General features: G+C 73.9%; 11 protein-coding genes. All 11 read right to left on the reverse strand.

Annotated features, from left to right (window positions below):
- Positions 1 to 16: 16 nt before the first annotated feature.
- Positions 17 to 3,619, reverse strand: a complete 3,603-nt coding sequence (locus SMD11_RS02625; protein WP_087924859.1) for a hypothetical protein — start codon at positions 3,617 to 3,619, stop codon at positions 17 to 19.
- The gene (locus SMD11_RS02630; protein WP_087924860.1) at positions 3,612 to 5,882 is read right to left on the reverse strand and encodes a hypothetical protein; all 2,271 of its coding nucleotides are present in this window, start codon (positions 5,880 to 5,882) and stop codon (positions 3,612 to 3,614) included. The genes SMD11_RS02625 and SMD11_RS02630 overlap by 8 nt, the downstream gene beginning before the upstream one ends.
- Complete coding sequence (locus SMD11_RS02635; RefSeq protein WP_159395198.1) at positions 5,879 to 11,272, reverse strand: DUF6603 domain-containing protein; 5,394 nt, start codon at positions 11,270 to 11,272, stop codon at positions 5,879 to 5,881. Before SMD11_RS02635 ends, SMD11_RS02630 begins: the two co-directional genes overlap by 4 nt.
- Before the next feature lie 15 nt (positions 11,273 to 11,287).
- Positions 11,288 to 12,487, reverse strand: a complete 1,200-nt coding sequence (locus SMD11_RS02640; protein ID WP_087924862.1) for a hypothetical protein — start codon at positions 12,485 to 12,487, stop codon at positions 11,288 to 11,290.
- Positions 12,488 to 12,807: 320 nt separating this feature from the next.
- Complete coding sequence (locus SMD11_RS02645) at positions 12,808 to 13,950, reverse strand: M6 family metalloprotease domain-containing protein (protein WP_087924863.1); 1,143 nt, start codon at positions 13,948 to 13,950, stop codon at positions 12,808 to 12,810.
- 37 nt (positions 13,951 to 13,987) lie between these two features.
- Complete coding sequence (locus SMD11_RS02650) at positions 13,988 to 14,668, reverse strand: GntR family transcriptional regulator (RefSeq protein ID WP_087924864.1); 681 nt, start codon at positions 14,666 to 14,668, stop codon at positions 13,988 to 13,990.
- A gap of 132 nt (positions 14,669 to 14,800) precedes the next feature.
- Positions 14,801 to 16,171, reverse strand: coding sequence for an aldehyde dehydrogenase family protein (locus SMD11_RS02655; protein ID WP_087924865.1), 1,371 nt, complete (start codon positions 16,169 to 16,171; stop codon positions 14,801 to 14,803).
- Positions 16,168 to 17,172, reverse strand: coding sequence for a proline racemase family protein (locus SMD11_RS02660; protein WP_087924866.1), 1,005 nt, complete (start codon positions 17,170 to 17,172; stop codon positions 16,168 to 16,170). The genes SMD11_RS02655 and SMD11_RS02660 overlap by 4 nt, the downstream gene beginning before the upstream one ends.
- A gap of 52 nt (positions 17,173 to 17,224) precedes the next feature.
- Positions 17,225 to 18,133: a dihydrodipicolinate synthase family protein gene (locus SMD11_RS02665; protein ID WP_087924867.1), complete on the reverse strand. Its 909-nt coding sequence runs from the start codon at positions 18,131 to 18,133 to the stop codon at positions 17,225 to 17,227.
- A 65-nt stretch (positions 18,134 to 18,198) separates the two neighbouring features.
- A complete protein-coding gene (locus SMD11_RS02670; protein ID WP_087924868.1) occupies positions 18,199 to 19,872 on the reverse strand; it encodes an NAD(P)/FAD-dependent oxidoreductase in 1,674 nt (557 codons plus the stop codon).
- Positions 19,853 to 20,167, reverse strand: a complete 315-nt coding sequence (locus tag SMD11_RS02675) for a (2Fe-2S)-binding protein (protein WP_087924869.1) — start codon at positions 20,165 to 20,167, stop codon at positions 19,853 to 19,855. Before SMD11_RS02675 ends, SMD11_RS02670 begins: the two co-directional genes overlap by 20 nt.
- Positions 20,168 to 20,171 lie beyond the last annotated feature (4 nt).

Consider the following 20,171-nt stretch of genomic DNA (forward strand, 5'->3'; position numbering starts at 1 on the left):
TCGAGGCTGCTCGGGTTCACTTGGTGTCGAATCCGCCGCTCAGGCGGAGGAAGCCGGTGCGGACGACCGGGCCGTCCTCGTCCAGCCGGGCGTTCTGGTCGATCTGGACGACCGGCTGGTGGGCCCACTCGGAGGCGGGGGTCAGCTCGGCCCAGTCCCACGTCCCCTGCGGGGACGTCGGGTGCGGCAGCGCCAGGGCGTCGGCGAACTCCGGCTTCCCGTCGCCCGCCTGTGCCTTCCCGGTCGGCACCCTGCGGGTCGTGGTCAGTACGGGGCTGAGCCTCAGCGCCACCCGCATGGCGGCCATCGCGGTCCGCGTGAAGCGCGAGGGCAGCTGGAGGTCCGTCACCGGCAGGAGGTCCGTGACCGCGTGGACAGCGGCCTGCGGGTCGAGCAGCAGGGTGAGGTGCTTCCGTGCCGTGGAGTCGGCGGGCAGCGAGGGCCAGTTGGACGGGCCGATCTTCGCCACGTAGTCCGTGTGCGCGGAGTCGCCCGGCGTGGTCACCGCGTGGAACGTCGTGTAGTCCGCCTCGTCGAAGTAGCCGATCAGGCCGTCGCCCAGGTGTCCGGCGTTGCCGAGGCGGATGGGCCACCGGTAGTCGAGGTGGGCCAGCTGCGGCGGCGTGGGCTTCCCGGCCGGCCGCTGCCCCCACTCGGCGACGGTCCGCCAGTCGAGGGCGTACTGCCATCCCGGGTCGGCGACCGGCAGGCCGTCGAGTTCGAAGCCGAGCCGGGCGCGGACCAGGGCGAGGGGGCGGCCGAGGAGCGCGCCGAGCACCTCGTCACCGTACGGGTTGCCGGGGTCGATACCGCCCAGCGCGCCGTCGACGGTGGCCATGAGGTCGGCGAAGGCGCCGGGCCCCTTGGCGACCAGCTCGCGGGCGAAGGCGTACAGCTGCGGTCGCGCGTCCCGCAGGTCCTGGACGTCCCGGATCCGCGAGTCGGGCAGCGGGCCCCAGCCGACCACCGTCGATACGGCGCCCCCGCTCTCGCGCAGTTCGAGGCGCAGCTCGCCCAGCGGCTCGCCCGTCGGGGCGTAGCACAGCAGCGACCGGTCGACGTAGTTGGGGACGATCCACGCGCCCACCGGTGTCGTGTTCGCCGTCAGGTCGACCAGTCGCTCGTCGTCGTGCTCGGTGACGAAGTCGAACCGCAGCCGGGCGGCCTGGAGCAGCCGCGGCGGCAGCTGGACGAGCCGTTCGCGCAGTTGCGCGTCGGCGAACCTCTCGCCCGGTAGCAGGCTGTCGCCCACCTTCGGGCGCAGGAAGTCCGCGTCGCCCGGCAGCAGCACGTCGAGGGTCTGGCCGAACTCGTCGACGACGGTGAGCGCGCTCAGGGCGAACTGTCCGGACCGGATCCGGGTGAACCCGGACGGGACCCAGTCCGTGAACGGCTCGGGCAGGGCGCCGGCGTCGGGCAGGTGGTGGTAGGCGTCGCCGACGAGTTCGCCGATGCGGCCGGGCGGGCTGAGGTTGGGCGCGGGGTCCCGGAGGGCGAACGCGTCCGTCAGGCCGTCCAGTCGCTGGGACAGCAGGTCCAGGTCCTTGATCTGCCCGGCGGCCTTCTCGAACGCCTTGGAGACCTCCTCGTCGGGGTGGTCCGCGGCGTACCGTTCGAGCCTGCTGCTCAGGGTGTGCTGGACCAGCGGTACGAGGAAGCGGCGGCCGGTCACCTCGACGGCGCCCGTGGCGGACCCGCTCGTCCACCGGTAGGTGGTGCCGTCGTACTGCCAGTTGGGCGTGGCCCCGTCGGCGTACGGCACCGGCCAGTGCTTGACGCGCCACTGGAAGAGCAGCGGCTTCCACGGCTGCCGCCAGGGCCGCGGGACGAGGCTCGCGGGGATCTTGTCCTTGTCGGCGGGGTCCAGCAGGAAGGCGAACTCGCTGAGCAGGGCCGACGCGACCGGCGGCAGCCCGCTCGTCTTCAGGTCGGGGTACGGGTTCGTCCGGTCGCCGCCGACGAGCTGCGCGGGGGTGCGGCAGGGCAGCGTCTTTCCGCCGGCCGGCGCCTGGTGCGCGGTGTGGCTCCTCGCTCCCGCGAGGACCACCGTGGGGTCGGTGACCTGGTGGAAGGGCGGGAGGGTCTCCCGGCGGACCTGGTACGTCCCGGGCAGCGGGTGTGCCGTGCGGTACGCGGCGAGGGACCGCTCCAGTTCGGCGCCGTCGGCGCCGTGGGGGATCTTCGCCTGGAGCGCGCGGAGTTCGTCCTGCCGGCGGGCCACCTCGAAGGCGAGGCCCTTGTCGTTCGCCGGGTCGATCTCGGCGCGGAGCCGCTCGCGGGTGTACTGCGGCGGGATCAGCGGGAGGCCGTGCATCCACCACAGGGCGTACAGCCGCTGCTGGAGCACGGTGAGCTCGCTCGCGGCGCGGTCGTGGGCGGCCTGGTCGGAGTTGAGCCGGGCCAGCCACGCCTCGTGCTCGGGTGCCGCGCCGGACCAGGTGACGGACGCCGGGTCGCCGGAGGTGTTGCCCTTGTCGGTGGTGTCGGCGAGCCGCCACACATAGCCGCCGGGGAGCTGCCGGAACCAGCCCTTGTGCAGGGCCTCGGCGGCCTCGATGGAGCCGTCGAGGCCGTCGACGACGTCCAGCAGGTCACGGCCGAGCGTGTGCAGCAGGGCGGGGTCGGTGTGGTCGAGGGCGTCGTGGCCGAGGTCGGCGACGAGCGTGGCGTACGCCTCGTCCGCGCTGCTCCCGACCGCGATCTTCTCCCGGACGTCCTCCTTCGCCGGGCAGTCCGAGTCCGGGAGCGCGTCGGGGGTCCACCGCACGCCGACGGCGCGGCCGCAGTACGTGGTGCTGTCCGGGGTCCAGCCGCCGGGCAGGCCGTCGACGCTCCAGCCGAGTCCGGCCAGGACGGAGTCCACCGTGGCGCCCGGCTCGCGCAGGCGGCGGCTGAGCTCCTCCTGCCGGGGGTCCGAGTACCAGCCGACGACCTGGTAGTTGAGGGTCGTGCCGGCGGGGACGCCGGTCAGCGGGTCGTGCAGGGAGAAGACGTTCTCGTGGTACGGCTGGTAGACGTGGAAGGTCATGATGCCCGGGCCGACCGCGGTGAGGAACAGCTTCCCGCGGGCCTCGGACGTGGCGGCGGGCTCGCTCCACGCCGTGCCGCCGGGGCCGATGTCCCGCGCCGCGCCGATCCTCGTGGGCACGATCGTCGAGCGGTACGGCGTCACCGTCGGGTCCTGGACGCCGGGCTCGACGGGGTGCACGAAGCGCGAGGTGCCGGTCTGGGGGTCCAGGTGGTCGCTCTCGACCACCCAGCCCGCCGCCGGGAGGCCGTCCGCCTGCCGCACGACGAGCCAGCGGTTGGGCACCAGCGGGAACTCCGTGCGCCCGCCGGCCGCGCGGGCGGCGCCCTGGCGCAGCGCTTCCGGCAGCTCCCAGCGGATGTACACGCCGTCGTGCCGCTTGTACGCGTCGTCGCTCTCGCCCTTTTCGGTGGCGTTCCACTTCTCCTCGTTGGTGAAGGGGTCCGGCTCCGGTGTGCGGTTGTGGCGCAGCAGGTTGAAGTTGGGCTGCCAGCGCCGGAAGCCCTGGCCGCCGCGCTCGCGGAGCTTCTGGTTGACCACCAGGGCGTCCACGTTCACCGGGACGATGAGGGTGTCGTCTCGGTCAGCCATTGCGGTGGTCTCCTGTCGTGGCGGTGTCGGTGGTGAAGGTGCGGCGCTGCGCGGCGTTGATCATCTGGATGGCGAACTCGCTGGGTGTCAGGTCGTGGTCGAGGGGCAGCGCCGCCTTCAGCCCGGCGGCGAGGCGCGAGACGCTCAGCACGGTGTCGGGGGCGCCCGCTCCCGTGGCCCGCAGGTACGGGCGGAGTCCCGGCGTGGCCGGGAAGTGCTTGTCCGGGACCTCCTTGCCGATGTCGTCGCCGGTGAGGGCGCGCAGCCGGATGACGCCGTCGTCGACCGGGTCGTGGACGACGCCCTCGTCCAGCTCGTCGATGCCGAAGTGGACGCCCTGCTGGGGCTCGGCGATCTCGACCCGGCCGGGGACGCCCTCGATCAGCACGAGCAGGACGTCGTCGGCGAGCGCCTCGCGGCGCACGACCGGCAGCGGCTTCTCGTCGTCGCCGGTGGTCCGGGGGCTCGCGTAGGGGCGGATCTCCAGCGCGGGCCAGCCGCTGACCAGCTGCGAGCGCAGGAGGAGGCCCGTGACGGGCGCGGCGGGCCCGGGCAGCGGGGCCTGGCCGTCCGGGCCGAACACCAGCGCGTCCGTCGTGAGGTCGAAGGAGTGCGCGAGCCCGACGCTGAGCGCGCCGTCGAGCAGCATGGCGGTCCAGTCGGGGTCCACGTAGAAGAAGCGCAGGCTCTCGGTGGGCAGCATCCGGGTGTCGGGGACGAGGTGGGCGAAGGGGACGCCCGCGAGGTCGCGGAGGCCGAGGAGCCGGTTCCGTACGAGGAGGAGGTCCTCGTCCTGCGGGTCGACGAGCGGGTCGTCGCCCCGTACGGCGAGGTGCGCGCCGGTGGGTGCGCCGGCCGCGGCCGGTACGGGCGTGACGGCGGCGGGCCGGGTGTCCGGTGTGGCCCGGGCGGGGGCGCGCAGGGCCTCGCCGAGGTGGCCGGCGAGACCGTTCGTCACCAGGTGTTCGAGCCGGGCCCGCGCGCCGGCCGCGGGCTTGTCCTTCGCCCGCCGCACCTTGCCCCGCAGCCGCAGGAGCGCGGCGCCGAACTGGTGGTCGGCCAGGGCGACACCGCGGCCCGCGGTGAACGCGGTGGCGAGGCTGACGTCGAAGACGCCGTACTGCTCCAGGTGGATCAGTGCCTCGGCGGCGCAGCGCCGCCGCTCGCGGTCGCTCCGCGGCCGGGCGGGCCGGGGCAGGAGCGGGCCCCGGTACCAGGCGAAGGTCTCGCGGCCGGACTCGGTGTGGCAGGAGACCGGGAGGTAGCCGTCGCGCAGCCGGTCGGCGACCTCCTTCTGGTCGTCCCCGGACAGCGGGCGGTCGCCCGGCGGGACGCGCAGCAGCAGCGCGGACCCCTGCTCGCCCTCCGTGTCGACGAAGTGCTCGGTGAGGGCGGCGAAGCCGGGCGCGTGGTCGGGGACGGTCTCGAACGCCCATGACCACAGGGAGATCAGCCGCAGCTTCTGGTCGGGGCCGTCGTAGGCCTCCTTGGTTCCGTCGGGCAGGAACTTCTGCCAGCCCTCCAGGGAGACCAGGTGCGCGACGTACCGGCCGCCGGCGGCGCGGGGCAGCCGGTTGCCGACGACGACCGCGTAGTCGCCGGCCTGGATCAGGTCGGCGGTGAGGGTCGGGGCCTGGTGCCGGTGGTTGACGCGGCGGACGTGGGTGAGGAGCGGCAGTTCGGCCTCGGTGGGGGCGACGGCGTGGAAGACGGAGCGGTGCACCAGGACGGTGCGGCACACGGTCTTCTTGTCGTCGTCGGTGACGGGGTCCGTGGCCTGGTCGAAGGCGGGCAGGACGACGCCGTCCTCCGTGCCGGTCAGCTGCTCCACGGTCCGCGCCTCGGTCTGGCCGAGGCAGTGCGGATCGGTCTCGGGGAGCTCGCCCTCGCCGAGGACGAGCAGGGCGAGCCACGGCAGCCGCGTGCCGTTCGCCGCTGTCGCCTCGTCGCGTTCCCACGGCAGGGTGGGCCGGTCGAGGGTGATGTGCGGCAGGACGTCGTCGTAGAGGCCGGTGGCGCCCGGCGAGGGGTAGGTGCCGTGGATCCAGTCCGGCTGCACGGTGAAGCGCGGTGCCCGGACCTCCACCTCCTGGGTCGCCGGGGGATCCAGGTAGCCGTCCTCGTCGACGCGGCCGCCCGCGTGGGTGAGGGTCTGGTGGGCCGTGAGGGTGTAGCGCCCGGCGGTGACCTGGGGCACCAGCGAGTCGATGAACTGCACGTCCAGGGAGGGATCGGGGTCCGGGGCGTACGCGAGGGGGCTCATGCGGCACCGCCTTCGGTGGTTCGGGTGGTCTGCTGGACCGGCGGTGGCACGGTGACGGCCAGCGCGACCGGGTCGTCGGTCAGGGGGACGGTGACGTCGAGCAGGGCGGGCGGGTCCGCGGCGATGTCCACGACCCGTACCTCCCGGTTCTTCGCACAGGCGACGTACAGCCGGTCGCTCGCGGCGGACACCGTCAGCGCGATCGGCTCCGGGCCGATCCATACCGGCTCGGCCGCCTCGCGCGGCACCTCGCCGGAGGTGTCGAAGACGGACACCGTGCCGGTAGTGGCGTTGGTGACGTAGAGGCGCCTGCCGTCCGGGGAGGCGGCCAGGGCGCTCGGGCCGGTACCGGTCCGCAGGGTGGCGACGGCCTTCCGGGCCGTGACGTCGACGACGGTGACCGTCGCGCCGCCCTCGTTGAGCGCGTACACCCAGCGGCCCTTGGGGTCCACCGCGAGCCGGGTGGGGGACGGGCCGGCGGGCAGCGGGTCGCCCACGGGCATGGGGTTCTGGAGGTTGGCGACGTCCAGTTCGAGGACGGCGCCGCTGTCGGGCAGGGCGATGTACACCCTCTGGTGGGTGCCGTCCCACGGCAGGGCGGGCACGACGTCCGCGGGCGTCCGGTTGTCCGTGCCGTAGGTGTGCACGGCCTTCGGCGCCCCGTCCCGCACGTTGAGGATCTCCAGCTGGTTGGGCTGCGCGTAGGTCGCGTACGCCCACTTGCTGTCGGGCGAGAAGGACGCGGCGCGCACGTTCTGCGCCAGCCACGTCGGGGGGCCGGTGGTCGTGTCGACGGCCTTCCCCGGCGGGTTCGCGGTGATGTCGAACGCGTCGATGTGCTGCGAGGCCGGGTCGGCGGCGAAGAGCCGGGTGCCGTCGGGGCTGACGGCCAGCTGCGTCGGGTGCTCGTAGGCCGAGGTGAAGGGCGCGTACGCGGTCAGGCTCTGCGCGTCGACGGGCGTCACCGTCCGCCCCTCGCCCAGCACGTACAGCCGCTCGCTCTCGGTCGGCGTGCCCGGGACGGTGTGGTCGGGCTTCGCCTCGACGTCACCGGCCACCAGGCCGTCGGTGGCGTCCAGCCGCTGGTTGGTGCCCGGGCTCACGCCGAGGTAGCCCATCGCGGCGAAGAGGCGGTCGCGGGACTGGTCGACGGGGCCGCCGGTCAGGTCGCCGGTGAGCGCGCCGACGCTCGGCGCCGGTGCGACGTCGGCCAGCTCAGCCGCTTCAGCCGCTACGACCGTTTCAGCTGCTTCGGCCGCGAACTCCAGGGTGGCGGTCCGCGCGGTGGCGGCCTGCCGCAGCGGCAGGATCCCGTCCGGCTCGCGGTCGTCGTGGGCGATCGTCCCGGCCTTGATGTGCCCCGGGCTGCCGCCCTGGTGGGGTGCCGGCAGCCGCAGGTCGACGCCCATGAGCTGGTCGTCCACCCGCTGTGCGCTGCCGGTGGTCAGCTTGCCGTCGTACGCGCCCCACAGCGCGGCCGGCAGGCTCGCCCGGTTCCGCGCCGTGTCACCGGCGTACCAGGTGCTCAGGTCCTGGACGACCCCGTGCTTGGTGAGCGTGACCGTGAGGGTGGAGTCCAGGTCCTTGCCCTGGTCGCGGCGGGGGCGGATGTTGACGGGCGCGCCGTCGATCTTCCGGACTCCGGTCTCCTTCGTGAGGTCGAGACCGGAGACCGGGACGGCGGTGCGGACGGCGAACGAGAAGGCGCCGGGGGTGACGACCCACAGCCCGTCCCCGGCCTGGGCGGGTACCAGCCCGTCCATGGGCACCAGGCGGACGGCGTCCCGCTTCGGCGGCAGCTGCTTGACCACGTCCGCCCAGGGGGCCGGCTGATCGTCGCGGGCGCTGCCGTCGCCGAAGCCGATGGTGAAGGAGATGAACCAGAGGTGGATGGTGACTTCACCGGCCGTGGGCGGGCCCCACAGCCGCAGGGACGCGCCGACCTCGACGCTGATCGTCTCCCGGACCAGCCACAGGTCGAGCACGAAGCTGACCCCGATGCTGATGCCGATGTCCGCGTCGAAGTGGAACGGTGCCCATTCGATGAGGAGGTCGGCGTGGGCGGTCAGCCAGGCGTGCAGGTCGCCGGAGCGGTAGTTCACGTCCAGCGCGCCACCGGCCATGATCGCGCCGGGGGTGAGGGCGAAGTACGAGCCGCCGCTGATGGTCAGCTCGGAGGTGACCGGCCAGTTGAAGCCGAGCCTCGGCACCCGCGGGTAGTGCGCGGGCACCGGGTACTTCGGGTGGTAGCCGCCCAGGGTCAGCGCGAAGTCGCCGGCGTTCTCGCCGTCGAACCAGGTGTACAGGGCGAAGCCGCCGGTGAGGACGCACGCCTCGTCGAGGAGGAACGAGCCGGGCGCGAGCTGCGCGGTGAGCTTCAGGACGCCTTCGCTGGCCCGGTACTTGGCGGACAGGCCGAGCCGGACCCGCGCGTACGGGGCCAGTGACCGATCCTTGGGGAACCGTGCCTCGGCCGTGCCCAGCACCGCGACGGCGAAGTCGTCGCCGACCTCCAGCACCAGCAGGGCCTGCCCGTCGAGGAACTCGAAGATCCTGAACTCCAGGCCGGCGGCGAACCACAGCTGCCCGGCCGCCGGGCGGACCCAGGCGTCCTTGCCGCCGCCCATGAGCTTTTCGAGGACCTTCAGCGGTTCGGTGGCCGTCAGGTCCTGGAGGAACGGGAAGTCCAGGACCTGGTCGCCCTCGGGCAGCCGGACGTCGGTGTTGAAGCCGAAGCCGGCCATGATGCCGGTGACCTGGACGGGCGGGGGTCCGCCGAACTCGCCGTTCGCCTTGCCGAAGATGAACAGTGAGGTCTGGTCGGGGTGGGCGGTGGGCCGGGCGTACGCGCCGAGGGCGGTGAGCCCGAACTCCTCGGCCCTGACGGCCAGCGCGCCCTCGATGAGCGGGTCGTAGTCCTTGTCCTGCTTGTGGATCAGCGCACCCTCGATCGCCAGCGGCGGCCGGGAGTAGCCGACGCTCAGCCCGTCCAGCCGGAAGTGGGGGTGCCGCGGGTCGGACAGGGGGATGCCCAGTCCGAGTCCGTCCACGCCGACGGTGAGTCCGGCCATGCCGAGGGAGGCGTCGAAGAGCACCCACACCGTGCCGTCGGCGAATCCGGCGCCGACGCGGCGCAGGGTCAGGGGGCCGATCGAGCGCTGGACGCCGATCCAGGCGACCAGCGGGAGGGCGCTGCCGCCGCCGTCCCCCGCGTTCGCGCGCGGTGGCGCGGGGGTGCTGTCACTGTTCTGCGCGTTCGCGTGCGAAACGGCCGGGGCCTTGTCGCCCCGTCCGGCGCCCCGGACCGCGAGCGACGTCGTCCCGGTCCGGCCGGGCAGCTTCAGGTCCACCGTGAAGGCCATGCCCTTGGCCATACCTTCGGCGGGCAGCAGGGGCAGCGTCCTACCGGCGGCGGTCAGCGCCTTGTTGAGCTCGGTGACCCGGTCGGCGGGCAGGGCGTCGAGAGCCACCAGGGCGCCGAGCCCGCGCACGCCGACGTCCTCGGCCTCGGGGATCTGTCCCTGGAGCAGCGGCACCTGGGACAGCCGGGCGTCCAGCGCCACGCCCACGCGGACGGCCCAGGCGCGGGTGCCGGCAGGCGGCTTGTCCGAGACGGCGACGAGCGAGCCGCCGTTCTTCTCGTGGGCGGCGAGGACGATGGCCTTACGTGCGGAGGTGTAGGCGATCGTGAGCGCGTCCAGGGCGCCGAGCCGGTCGAGGATCTGGCCGGTGGACGGGTCCGTGACACCGAGCAGGCGTGCGACGTCGGCGAAGGAGACGCCCTTGGAGTCCGTGCACGTGGCGACGAACTGGGCGTGCTGGACGTCGCTGACGGAGAAGGCCAGGGTGCGCGGGTCGCCGTGGTCCTGCGGGACGGCCAGGGTCAGACCGCCCGTGTACTCCTGGTCGTAGCCGGGCCCGCCGGTGCGCTTGGTCAGCTTCACGGTGACGTCGAGGTCCGCCGCGATCGCGCCGAGCGGGAACGCGGCCCGGGCGTGCAGCTCGAACTTCTTCGTCGCGCTGTCGTACGTCACCGTCAACTGCTCGACGGTGACGCCCTGGAGCACGGGCGGCGGCTGGATCCCGAAGGCGGCGAAGGCGTCGCCGAGGGCGATGTGGGCGGCGTCCATCTCGAACCGCCACCCGGCGCCGGTCTGCCAGGTGCCGTGGACGTCCACGGTTCCCTCGCCCAGCTTCCAGGACGCGGTCGCCTCGGCGGTCGTCGTGTCGCCCGCGCGGAGGAGGGACAGGCCGACCTCGGACAGGGCGATCTCGTCGTCGACGTGCCAGACGTCGCCGAGCCGGAGGTCCAGGCCGTAGCCCCAGGCGGGGCCCCGGCCGAGCTCGGCGCCCACGGCGAGGCGGGTCACCTTCAGGTCCTTGGGCACCGGGACGCCCGGGAAGCGGTCGGTGAGCAGGGTCCCGACGGCGAGGGGGCCGACGAGGACGCCGCTGACGGACTTCTCCGGCAGGCTCACACCGACGTCCAGGACGACGTCGGCGGCGAGCGTGACGCGTCCGCCCAGCACCACGGCCGCCGTGCAGCCCTTGCCCAGGGGGTCGGCCACGGAGAAGTCGGCGTGCAGGTCGTCCAGCTTCAGCAGACCGGGCAGGGGCTCCCAGGACCGGCCGAGGCCGATCCGCATACCGGCGGCGAGCCAGCGCGGGCCCGTGCCGGCGCCGCCTTCCGGCGCACCCTCACCGTCCTGTGCCGCTCCGAGGGCGAAGTCGAGGGACAGGGCGGTCAGGCGCAGGGACGCGCCCTTGGCCACGTCGTCGGGGAGCAGGTCGAAGCCGCCGCTGGGCAGGGTGGCCCAGGGCAGGAGGTCGTCCAGGCCGGACAGGGGCACGGCGGGGAACTCCCCCGCCAGCCGCCAGGTCTGCACGTCGCCCACCGGTGGGTAACCCCATACGTACGGCCTTTGGGCCGCGCTCTTGTCGGGGAACAGCAGCTCCACTCCGCACCCGACGGCCGGGAGCGGGCCCGCGTCGCCGCCGGGTTCGATCCCGAAGACCAGGTGTGAGGTGCCGAGTCCGACGCGCTCCAGTGCCGAGGGCACCTGGGCGAGCTCGGCGGGCAGTACGAGGCCGCCCGGCAGCAGGGCGACGTCCACACGGACGCCCTCGACGGTGGTTCCGCCGGCGTCGGCGAGGAACACCACGTCCGCCGTGGAGGCGGCCTGGCCGAGGAGGGTGACCTGGCCGGTCACCCGCAGGCCGTCCGTGTCGACGGTCGTCACACCGGTGACGTCGAGCACGGCGCCGGGCAGGAACCGGGCGAACAGGTCGTGCGCGGGGGCGAGCTGGAGGAACCCGACGTCCACGTGCAGACGGTGGTCGGTGCGGGCGCGCTCCAGTGCGGCGCGCAGATCGGCGATGTTCAAAGGCATGATCCGGGCCTCTCCCTACTCGAACCAGATCTCGAAGGAACCGGGTGCCGCGTCGTCCAGCCGCAGGTGCCAGTCGACACCGCGCCATCCCGTCGCCGTGCCGTTCACGTTGGGTACGGCCATCGAGCTGAACAGCGGGTCGGTGACGTGGGTGTTCGGGTCGGTCGCCGGGAGGTGCACGAAGGGGCCGCGGGCGCCGCTGGTGTCGTCCTGGACGACGTAGCCCCAGTTCGGGGGTGTCTTGATCCGTGGATCAGGGAGGGGGAGCCGCGGGCGCACGCCTCTCCAGTGAGGCACGAGCCGATCGGTGATGTTCTTCTGGGTGCACGTGGCGGTCTTGCCGCCGAACTTCTTGGGACCGGTGCTGACGAAGAGACCGTCGGGGGTGGTGTGGTCCAGCCACGCGTTGTCCGTGGAGGTCTCACTGCCGTGGTGGCCGATCTTGAGCCAGAGGTTGTTCTCCCGCCGGCACAAGGTGTTCGCCGTGCCCACGAGATAGCGCTCGTTGAGCGTCACGGCGTCGGCCATCAGCAGCACCTTCTGGCGCTTCTTGTTCGCGTCGGGTTCGCCCATGACCACCGTCACCAGGCTGGAGGCGTTGGCGATGGCCTCCTTCGGGCCGGTCTCGTACTTCGCCACGTCGTTCGGGCGCTCCGGGCCGAGAACGCCACCGAGCATGTAGACGTTCGCCCCGAGGATCCCCGGGAGGAGCGGCACCGGCGCCGAGGGCATGGTGACCTGCTGCGGCGGATTCTCGATCTTCTGGCCGCTCGCCCCGCCGATGTCCCCCCAGTGGTGGAACAAGGTCCACAGGAAGTCGCCGCCGCGCTCGCGGTAGTCCAGCGGATGGAGGCTGTACATGACCTGGCGGATCGTGTACTTCAGCTGCGGCGGGTCCAGCTCCGACAGGAGGACGTGCTCCAGCAGGTTGAAGTGGTCCTCGTCGGGATGCGTGACGATCAGGCAGTCCAGGACGTAGGGATTCCGCAAGCGCCCGAGGTAGTGGTCCAGCTTGGCCTTTATTCGCTCGACCATCTCGTCCTTGGCGGACAACGCCTGGCCCCGCGCCAAGGAGTTCAACGGACGGAGCGGCTCGGTCGAGCCGCAGTCGATCAGTACGGCGTGCGTACCGACGTTCTTGTTCTTCCGGTCGTAGAACCACAACAGGGTGCAGTCACCCTGACCGACATTGAAGAAAACGACCTCGACCGGCATAGCCCTCTCCGTACCACCGGGGACAACAGGAACCGCCCACGCTCTCCGCTGCCGCACCCCCGGAGCCGGGCCGAGGGAGATCATTGCCCGATCCACGGAGCCGTCCGGCCGGTCTCGCGCTTTTCCGGCCACGCGATCACCGCCTGTGATCACGTCATGACGGCCGGATCGCGGCGCCCGCCTGTCACCAAGGGCTTTGTCTCACTTCGGTACCGAGGAGCGGGTCTCCCACGGTGGGACCGCCGGGCCGGACACTCCCGGGCCGGGAAACTGTCCGAAGATCGACCACGGCCTCACCGGGCGCCGGCTCCCGGCCCAGGTCACACCGCCCCTGCCGACGCACCCCTCCAGCGGACGACGCGCACCACGTCTCCCCTCCCGCCGCCCGCGACGACGTCGACGCGGACACCGGCGACCGGATCCGTGAAGGACTCTCCGGGCGCGTGGGCGCGGGCCCTCACGACCCGGACGGGGCCCTCGCCGGTGGGGGTGGCGGAGTCGACCTCGTAGATGAGGACGCCGGTCGAGGGCGCGCCCTCGTCGTTGCCCTCGGCACGCCGCGACTCGGCGACGTAGGCCCTCGTCCGCCCCGTGCGGACCACGGCGATCTTGGTGCCGCCCGGCCGCTCCACCGGGGTCAGCCGGACCGTGCGCCGGCCGGGTGCGCCGAGGCAGGCGACCTGGTCGTCCCGCGTCCAGCCGAGCTTCCAGGAGTGCCAGCCGAGGTACTGCGGTGCGGTGCCGGCGATGTCGCCCATGACGTCCCAGCCGCCGACGTGGCGGTGGGTCTCGCCCGTGAAGGCGTAGAGGTCGGGCAGGCCGAAGAGGTGGCCGGTCTCGTGCGCGACGACCTTGTGGCCCCAGCGCCACATGTCCTGCCCGAAGGTGACGGCCCATCGGACGCGGGTGCCGTCGGCCGTGACGCCGGGCGTGGCGGGGTCGAAGAGGTAGGCCGGGGAGAAGGAGATCTCGGACGCTTCCCGCGCGGGGACGACGTACACCATGTCGTAGCGGGAGAAGTCCGCGTACGGTTCGGCGGCCGTGACCGCGTCGCGGAGGTAGCGCTCGTGGGCCTCGAAGGTGAGGCCGCGCCGGAAACCGTACGAGGCGGAGGGCGCCGGCATCCGGATCCAGCGGTGCAGCGGTGTGACCTCCAGCCGGGCCCGCCCGTAGGAGGCCTCGCGCAGCCAGTCGGCGGCGGGGGCGAGGTGGGCGGCGTACGGGGCGGTGGGACCGGTGGCCCGCGCGTCGGGGAAGTCGGCGAAGAGGGTCAGGACACGGTGCGTGCCGGTGGCGCGCCGGAAGCGGACGGGGTCGGTGTCGTGGCCCTCGTCCGTCCAGCCCGTGGCGCCCTTGAGGGCGCAGCCGTGCGCGGACGGGGGCCGGGCGGGAGACGCCGACGCCGTCGCGGGGAACGCCAGGCACCCTGCGAGGGCCGCCGCGATCAGGGGTGAAGTGCGCATGTACGCCCTCCTTCTCGCGCCGGCCTCCCGGGCGCGGTCATGAGTCCTTGTCGCTGCTGCCCTTCGCCCACAGGGAGCGCACGTGTCCCAGGTGCCGTGCCATGGACTCCTCGGCGCCCTCGGCGTCACCGGCGAGCATCCGGTCCAGGATCTCGAGGTGCTCCTCGGCGGAGGGGATGAGTTCGCCGCGCCGGTCGAGCGCGGTCAGCCCGTACAGGCGCGAGCGCTTGCGCAGGTCGCCGACGGTCTCGACGAGGCGTTCGTTGCCGGAGAGGGCGAGCAGGGTGAGGTGGAACTGACGGTCGGCCTCCAGGTAGCCGATGAGGTCGTGGTCGCGGGCGGCGCGCACGATCTCCTCGGCGACCGGGCGGAGCGCTTCGAGGTCCTCGCGGGCCGCGGTGCGTGTGACGCGGCCCGTGGTGGGGACCTCGATGAGCGTGCGGATCTCGGTGTACTGGTCCAGGTCGCGCTCGTTGACCTCGGTGACCCGGAAGCCCTTGTTGCGGACCGGCTCGACCAGGCCCTCGCGGGCGAGGTCGAGCATGGCCTCGCGCACCGGGGTCGCGGAGATGCCGAAGTCCTCCGCGAGCTGCGGCGCGGAGTAGACCTCGCCGGGGCGGAGTTCGCCCGAGATGAGGGCGGCCCGCAGGGCGTGGGCGACCTGGTCGCGCAGCCGCTCGGTGGCGGTGATGAGGGTGCGCTGCTTGAGGTGGCCCATGGTGTCCCGTGTCCCTTCGTCGCCGGTGCGGCGGCCGAGGTCCGGCAGCCGCGTCCGCGGTACGTGCGCAGCCGCGCTCCCCGGCTGGTCCGTACCTGGACGGACCAACGAGCGTACAATGTCACATCTTTCTCATGGCGCCAGGGTGTAGGTCCGGCTGGAGGTGTAGAACTCCAGCGCCGCGCGGCCCTGCTCGCGCGGCCCGTGGCCGGAGGCCTTGGTGCCGCCGAACGGCAGGTGGAAGTCGACTCCGGTGGAGGGGGCGTTGACGCGGATCATGCCGGTGTCGAGGTGGTCGAGGCCGCGCAGCGCCGCTTCGAGCCCGCCGGTGTGGACCGAGGTGACCAGGCCGTACGGAACGGAGTTGGCGATCCGTACGGCGTGCGGCAGGTCGTCCGCGGGCAGCAGGGCGGCGACGGGGGCGAAGACCTCCTCGGTGAGCAGCCGGTGCCCGGCCGGCACCTTTTCGACCAGGGTGGGGGCCGTGTACCAGCCGGGGCCGTCCGGCGCGGTGCCGGCGGCGAGGACGGAGGCGCCGGCGAGCGACCGGTCGAAGCGGTCCCGAGCCTGTGCCGAGATGAGGGGGCCGCACACGGTGGCGGGTTCGGCCGGGTCGCCCACGGGCAGGGCGCGCAACGCTTCGGCGAGCGCCTCGCGCAGGGGGTCGAGGGCGGCGCCGACGGCGATGACCCGGCTGGTCGCGGTGCACTTCTGCCCGGCGTATCCGGCGATCGCCGCGGCGAGGTGGGCGGCGGCCCGCCCGATGTCGGCGTCGGGCAGGACGATCGCCGCGTTGAGCCCGCCCGTCTCGGCCTGGACCGGGACGCCCCGGGCGGTGGCGGCACGGGCGACCGCGTCGCCTACGGCGGTGGAGCCGGTGAAGGAGACGACGTCGGCGGTCGCGACCACGGCGTGGCCCTCGGCCGCGCCGCCGGGAACGACCGTGAACACCGCGTCGGGTACGGCCCGCTGGACGATCCCGGCGAGGCGCAGGGCGCACGCGGTGGCCTCGGGCGCGGGTTTGAGGACGACCGTGTTGCCGGCCGCGAGCGCGGGCGCGGCCTTCCAGGACGGGATGGCGAAGGGGAAGTTCCAGGGGGTGACGAGGCCGGCGACGCCGTGCGGGCGGCGCCGGGTCAGCAGCAGGCCGGGGCCGCCGGCGGTCTCGTGGACGGCGCCGGAGGGCTCGTAGGGCGCCTGGGCGTAGTAGCGCCAGATCGCGGCCGTGCGGGTCACTTCGGCCCGTGCCTCGGCGAGGGGCTTGCCCACCTCGCGCACGGCGAGGGCGGCGAGTTCGCCGGCCGCGGCCTCGATCGCCGCGGCGACGGCGGAGAGCGCGGAGGAGCGGGCGGCGGCGCCGGCCAGGAGCCAGCCGGGCTGGGCGGCGCGGGCCCGCTCGACGGCCTCGGCGGCACCGGAGGCGCCGGCCGCGGGCCCGTCGTGGACGGTGTCGGCCGGGTCGGCCGGGTTGTGCGAGGCGAGGGAGGTCGGGGCGGCGGTCACAGGAGGAAACCTCCGGGGAAGGGGTCGTCCGGATCGAGGAAGTACTGGGCGGTGCCGGTGATCCAGGCGCGGCCGGTGATGGCGGGCACGACCGCGGGCACGTCGCCGACCCGCGTCTCCCCCACCAGGCGGCCGGTGAACCTGGTGCCGATGAAGGACTCGTTGACGAAGTCGCGGTCGAGGGGCAGCGCGCCGCGGGCGTGCAGCTGCGCCATCCGGGCGGAGGTGCCCGTGCCGCAGGGGGAACGGTCGAACCAGCCGGGGTGGATGGCCATGGCGTGCCGGGAGCGATGGGCGTCCGAGCCGGGGGCGGCGAGGTAGACGTGTTTGAGGCCGCTGATCCCGGGCTGTTCGGGGTGGACGGGCCGGTCCGGCGAGGCGTTGACCGCCTCCATGACGGCGAGCCCGGCGGCGAGCAGGTCGTCCTTGCGGTCCCGGTCGAAGGGCAGTCCCAGGGCGTCGAGTTCGACGAAGGCGTAGAAGTTGCCGCCGAAGGCGAGGTCGTAGGTGACCGTCCCGTGGCCGGGCACGTCGGCCTTGAGGTCGAGACCGACGCAGAAGGACGGCACGTTGGTGAGCGTGACGGCCTTGGCCGCGCCGTCCTCGACCTGGACGTCTGCGGTGATCAGACCGGACGGGGTGTCGAGGCGCACGGTGGTCACGGGCTCGCTGACCGGCACCATGCCGGTCTCGACGAGCACGGTGGCCACCCCGATGGTGCCGTGCCCGCACATCGGCAGCACCCCGGAGACCTCGATGTAGAGGACCCCGTAGTCGGCGTCGGGCCGGGTGGGGGGCTGGAGGATCGCGCCGCTCATCGAGGCGTGGCCGCGCGGCTCGTACATCAGGAGCGTGCGCAGGTGGTCCATGTGCTCGATGAAGTGGAGCCGGCGCTCGGCCATGGTGGCGCCGGGGATCACACCGACGCCGCCGGTGACGACGCGTGTGGGCATTCCCTCGGTGTGCGAGTCGACGGCATGGAAGACATGACGGGTGCGCACGGATGTCCTTTCCTTTCGGCAAGGGGAAAGAAGGGCTTGCGGCCGCCTCGGGTCAGTGGTGCCCGTCGGCGACGGCCTTCTCCGTGGCGGCGCGCACCGCGGCCTCGGTCTCTCCCGTGAGCGGCAGGCGCGGCGGGCGGGTGGGGCCGCCGTGACGTCCGGTGATGTCCATGGAGACCTTGATGGCCTGCACGAACTCCGTTTTGGAGTCCCAGCGCAGGAGCGGGTGCAAGGAGCGGTAGAGGGGCAGCGCCGTCTCCAGGTCACCGGCGACGGCGGCGTGGTAGAGCCGGGCGCACGTGGCGGGGAAGGCGTTGGGGTAGCCGGCGATCCAGCCGACCGCCCCGGCGACGGCGAGTTCGAGCAGGACGTCGTCGGCGCCGATCAGCAGGTCCAGCTCGGGGGCGAGTTCGGCTGTCTCGTAGGCGCGCCGGACGTCGCCGCTGTACTCCTTGACGGCCACGACGCTGCCTTCGGCGTGCAGCCGGGCCAGCAGGGCGGGGGTCAGGTCGACCTTGGTGTCGACGGGGTTGTTGTAGGCGACGACGGGCAGCCCGGCCCGGGCGACCTCGGCGTAGTGGGCGCGCACGGCGGGTTCGTCGGCACGGTAGGCGTTGGGCGGCAGCAGCAGGACGGAGCCGCAGCCCGCCTCGGCGGCCTGCTCGGCCCAGCGGCGCGCCTCGGCCCCGCCGTAGGCGGCGACACCGGGCATCACGCGCGCGCCGTCGCCCGCCGCTTCGACGGCGGTGCGCGTCACGCGGGCGCGCTCCTCGTCGGTGAGCGTCTGGTACTCGCCCAGGGATCCGTTGGGGACGACTCCGTCACAGCCGTTGTCGAGCAGCCACCGGACGTGCTCGGCGTAGGCGTCGTGGTCGACGGAGAGGTCCGCGCGCAGCGGGAGGGCGGTGGCGACCATGATGCCGCGCCAGGGGCGGTCGGGGGTCCAGGAGGAGGCGGTCATATCGGTAAACCCTTCTATGACGTGCTACGGCGTGGGACATGCGGGAGCGAGGGCGGTGCGGTGGTTCAGGTGTCCCCCTGTCCGGGGTCCTCGGGCAGGGCGGCGAGGGATCCCAGCGGGACGGGCACGGCGAGCGGCCTGCGCTCGGCGGACGGCGGTACGGTCCCCTGCGCCGTACCGGACGCCGCGAGGCAGGCCACGGCCGCGCCGCACATCCTCCCCTGGCACCAGCCCATGCCCGCCCGGGTGAGGAGCTTGACGGTCCGGGCGTCCCGGGCGCCGAGGGCGGTGACGGCCTCGCGCACGCTTCCGGCGGTCACCTCCTCGCAGCGGCAGACGTCGGTGTCGTCGTCGAGCCACGCGGTCCAGCCGGGGCCGGGCGCGTGGGCGGCGGCCATGGCGCCGGCGAAGGCGCGCATGCGGTCGCGGCGCCGGGCCAGGTCCCGTACGCGCCGGCTCCGGGTGAGCGCCGGGAGCGCGCGCAGCCGGGCGGCCACCGCGATGCCCGCCAGTTCGCCCTCGACGCGGGCGAGCTGCCAGCCGCCGGTCCCGCCCGCCTCGCCGGCGGCCCACAGGCCGGGCACCGAGGTCTGCTGGAAGCGGCCCAGGACGAGGGCGTACGTGCCGTCGGGCGTCCGACGGGTCGTACAGCCGAGGCCGGTGGCCAGCTCGGTCTGGGGTGCCAGCCCGTGGCCCACGGCCAGGGCGTCGCAGGCGACGCGGCGGCCCGTGCCGGGCACGGGCCGCCAGTCGCGGTCGAGCCGGGAGACGGTGACGGCCTCGACGCGGTCGGTGCCGTGCGCCTCGGTCACCGCGCTACGGGTGCGCAGCGGTACGCGGTGGCGCAGGAGTGCCGCGCCGTGGACGGAAGCTTCGAGGAGCTTGTGGGGGTTGGCCGCCAGGGCGCCCGGCCGGCGGGCGTAGCCGAGATAGCCGGACGCCTCCACCACGGCGGGGACCTGGGCGCCGGCGGCGGCGAGGGAGGAGGCGACGGCGAGGAGCAGCGGCCCGCTGCCCGCGACGACGATCCGCCGGCCGGGCAGGACGAGCCCGGATTTCAGCATGGCCTGGGCGCCGCCCGCGCCGACGACGCCGGGCAGGGTCCAGCCGGGGAAGGGAAGTTGCCGCTCGCCGGCGCCGGTGGCGAACAGGACGGCACGGGCGTGCAGCCGTACGGGACGCCGGCCCCTGAAGCCCGCGCCGGTGCGGCCTTCGCCGCCCGTGCCGGCGCCGGGGGTACCGGAGACTTCGGCGCTGCCGGTGCCGCGGCTGCCGTCGGCGAGGGCGCTTCGGCTGTACGTGCCGTCCGCGCGACCGCCGCGGGTGCCCCGGCCCTCGCCGGTGTCGGTGCCGCCTCGGCCGCCGTCAGCGGGAACGTCGCCGCCCTCGCGGCCGGCCCCCGCGCCATCGTCCACCCCGACGAGCGCGTGCACGCTCCACGCCTCCTCGCCCTGCCGCGTCACGGCCCACACATGGTGTCCGGCCAAGTGCGTGGCCCCGCTCGCCTCGAAGCGACCTCTCAGCTCGGTGAAGGCGGCCCAGTCGTGGTGCAGGGCCTGCGGGCGGGCGGCGCCCAGGCCCGGCGCGGGGTGGCGGAAGTACTGGCCGCCCACCTGCGCGGCGGCGTCCAGGACGGCGACGGACAGGCCGAGCCGGGCGGCCGTGGCGGCCCCGGCGAGGCCGGCCGGGCCCGCGCCGACGACCGCGAGGTCGTACGGTTCAGACGGCGAGCCCGGCATGGCCGTGTCCCTCCTGGGTGGTGATCGCGTCCCCGGGCCGGGCGGGCACCAGGCAGGCCCGGCGGTTGGGCTCGCCGTTGACCGTGGCGAGGCAGTCGTAGCACTGCCCGATGCCGCAGAAGGCCCCGCGGGGGCGGCCGCCGTGCCGGGTGGTGCGCCAGGCGAGGATGCCCGCCGCCCACAGGGCGGCGGCCACGGACTGGCCGGGCAGGGCGGTGACCGTACGGCCGTCGAAGGTGATCTCGAAGGGCGGGTCGGGCTCCGCCCTGACCAGGTCGGCGGGGGTACGGGCCACGTGC

Source organism: Streptomyces albireticuli (genome assembly GCF_002192455.1).
Lineage (GTDB): Bacteria > Actinomycetota > Actinomycetes > Streptomycetales > Streptomycetaceae > Streptomyces > Streptomyces albireticuli_B.

Excerpts from the sequence above, each read along its gene's own strand:
- SMD11_RS02650 (WP_087924864.1), bottom strand. The coding sequence starts at position 14,668 with ATGGGCCACCTCAAGCAGCGCACCCTCATCACCGCCACCGAGCGGCTG.
- SMD11_RS02625 (WP_087924859.1), bottom strand. The coding sequence starts at position 3,619 with ATGGCTGACCGAGACGACACCCTCATCGTCCCGGTGAACGTGGACGCC.
- SMD11_RS02665 (WP_087924867.1), bottom strand. The coding sequence starts at position 18,133 with ATGACCGCCTCCTCCTGGACCCCCGACCGCCCCTGGCGCGGCATCATG.
- SMD11_RS02645 (WP_087924863.1), bottom strand. The coding sequence starts at position 13,950 with ATGCGCACTTCACCCCTGATCGCGGCGGCCCTCGCAGGGTGCCTGGCG.
- SMD11_RS02635 (WP_159395198.1), bottom strand. The coding sequence starts at position 11,272 with ATGCCTTTGAACATCGCCGATCTGCGCGCCGCACTGGAGCGCGCCCGC.
- SMD11_RS02630 (WP_087924860.1), bottom strand. The coding sequence starts at position 5,882 with ATGAGCCCCCTCGCGTACGCCCCGGACCCCGATCCCTCCCTGGACGTG.
- SMD11_RS02670 (WP_087924868.1), bottom strand. The coding sequence starts at position 19,872 with ATGCCGGGCTCGCCGTCTGAACCGTACGACCTCGCGGTCGTCGGCGCG.
- SMD11_RS02640 (WP_087924862.1), bottom strand. The coding sequence starts at position 12,487 with ATGCCGGTCGAGGTCGTTTTCTTCAATGTCGGTCAGGGTGACTGCACC.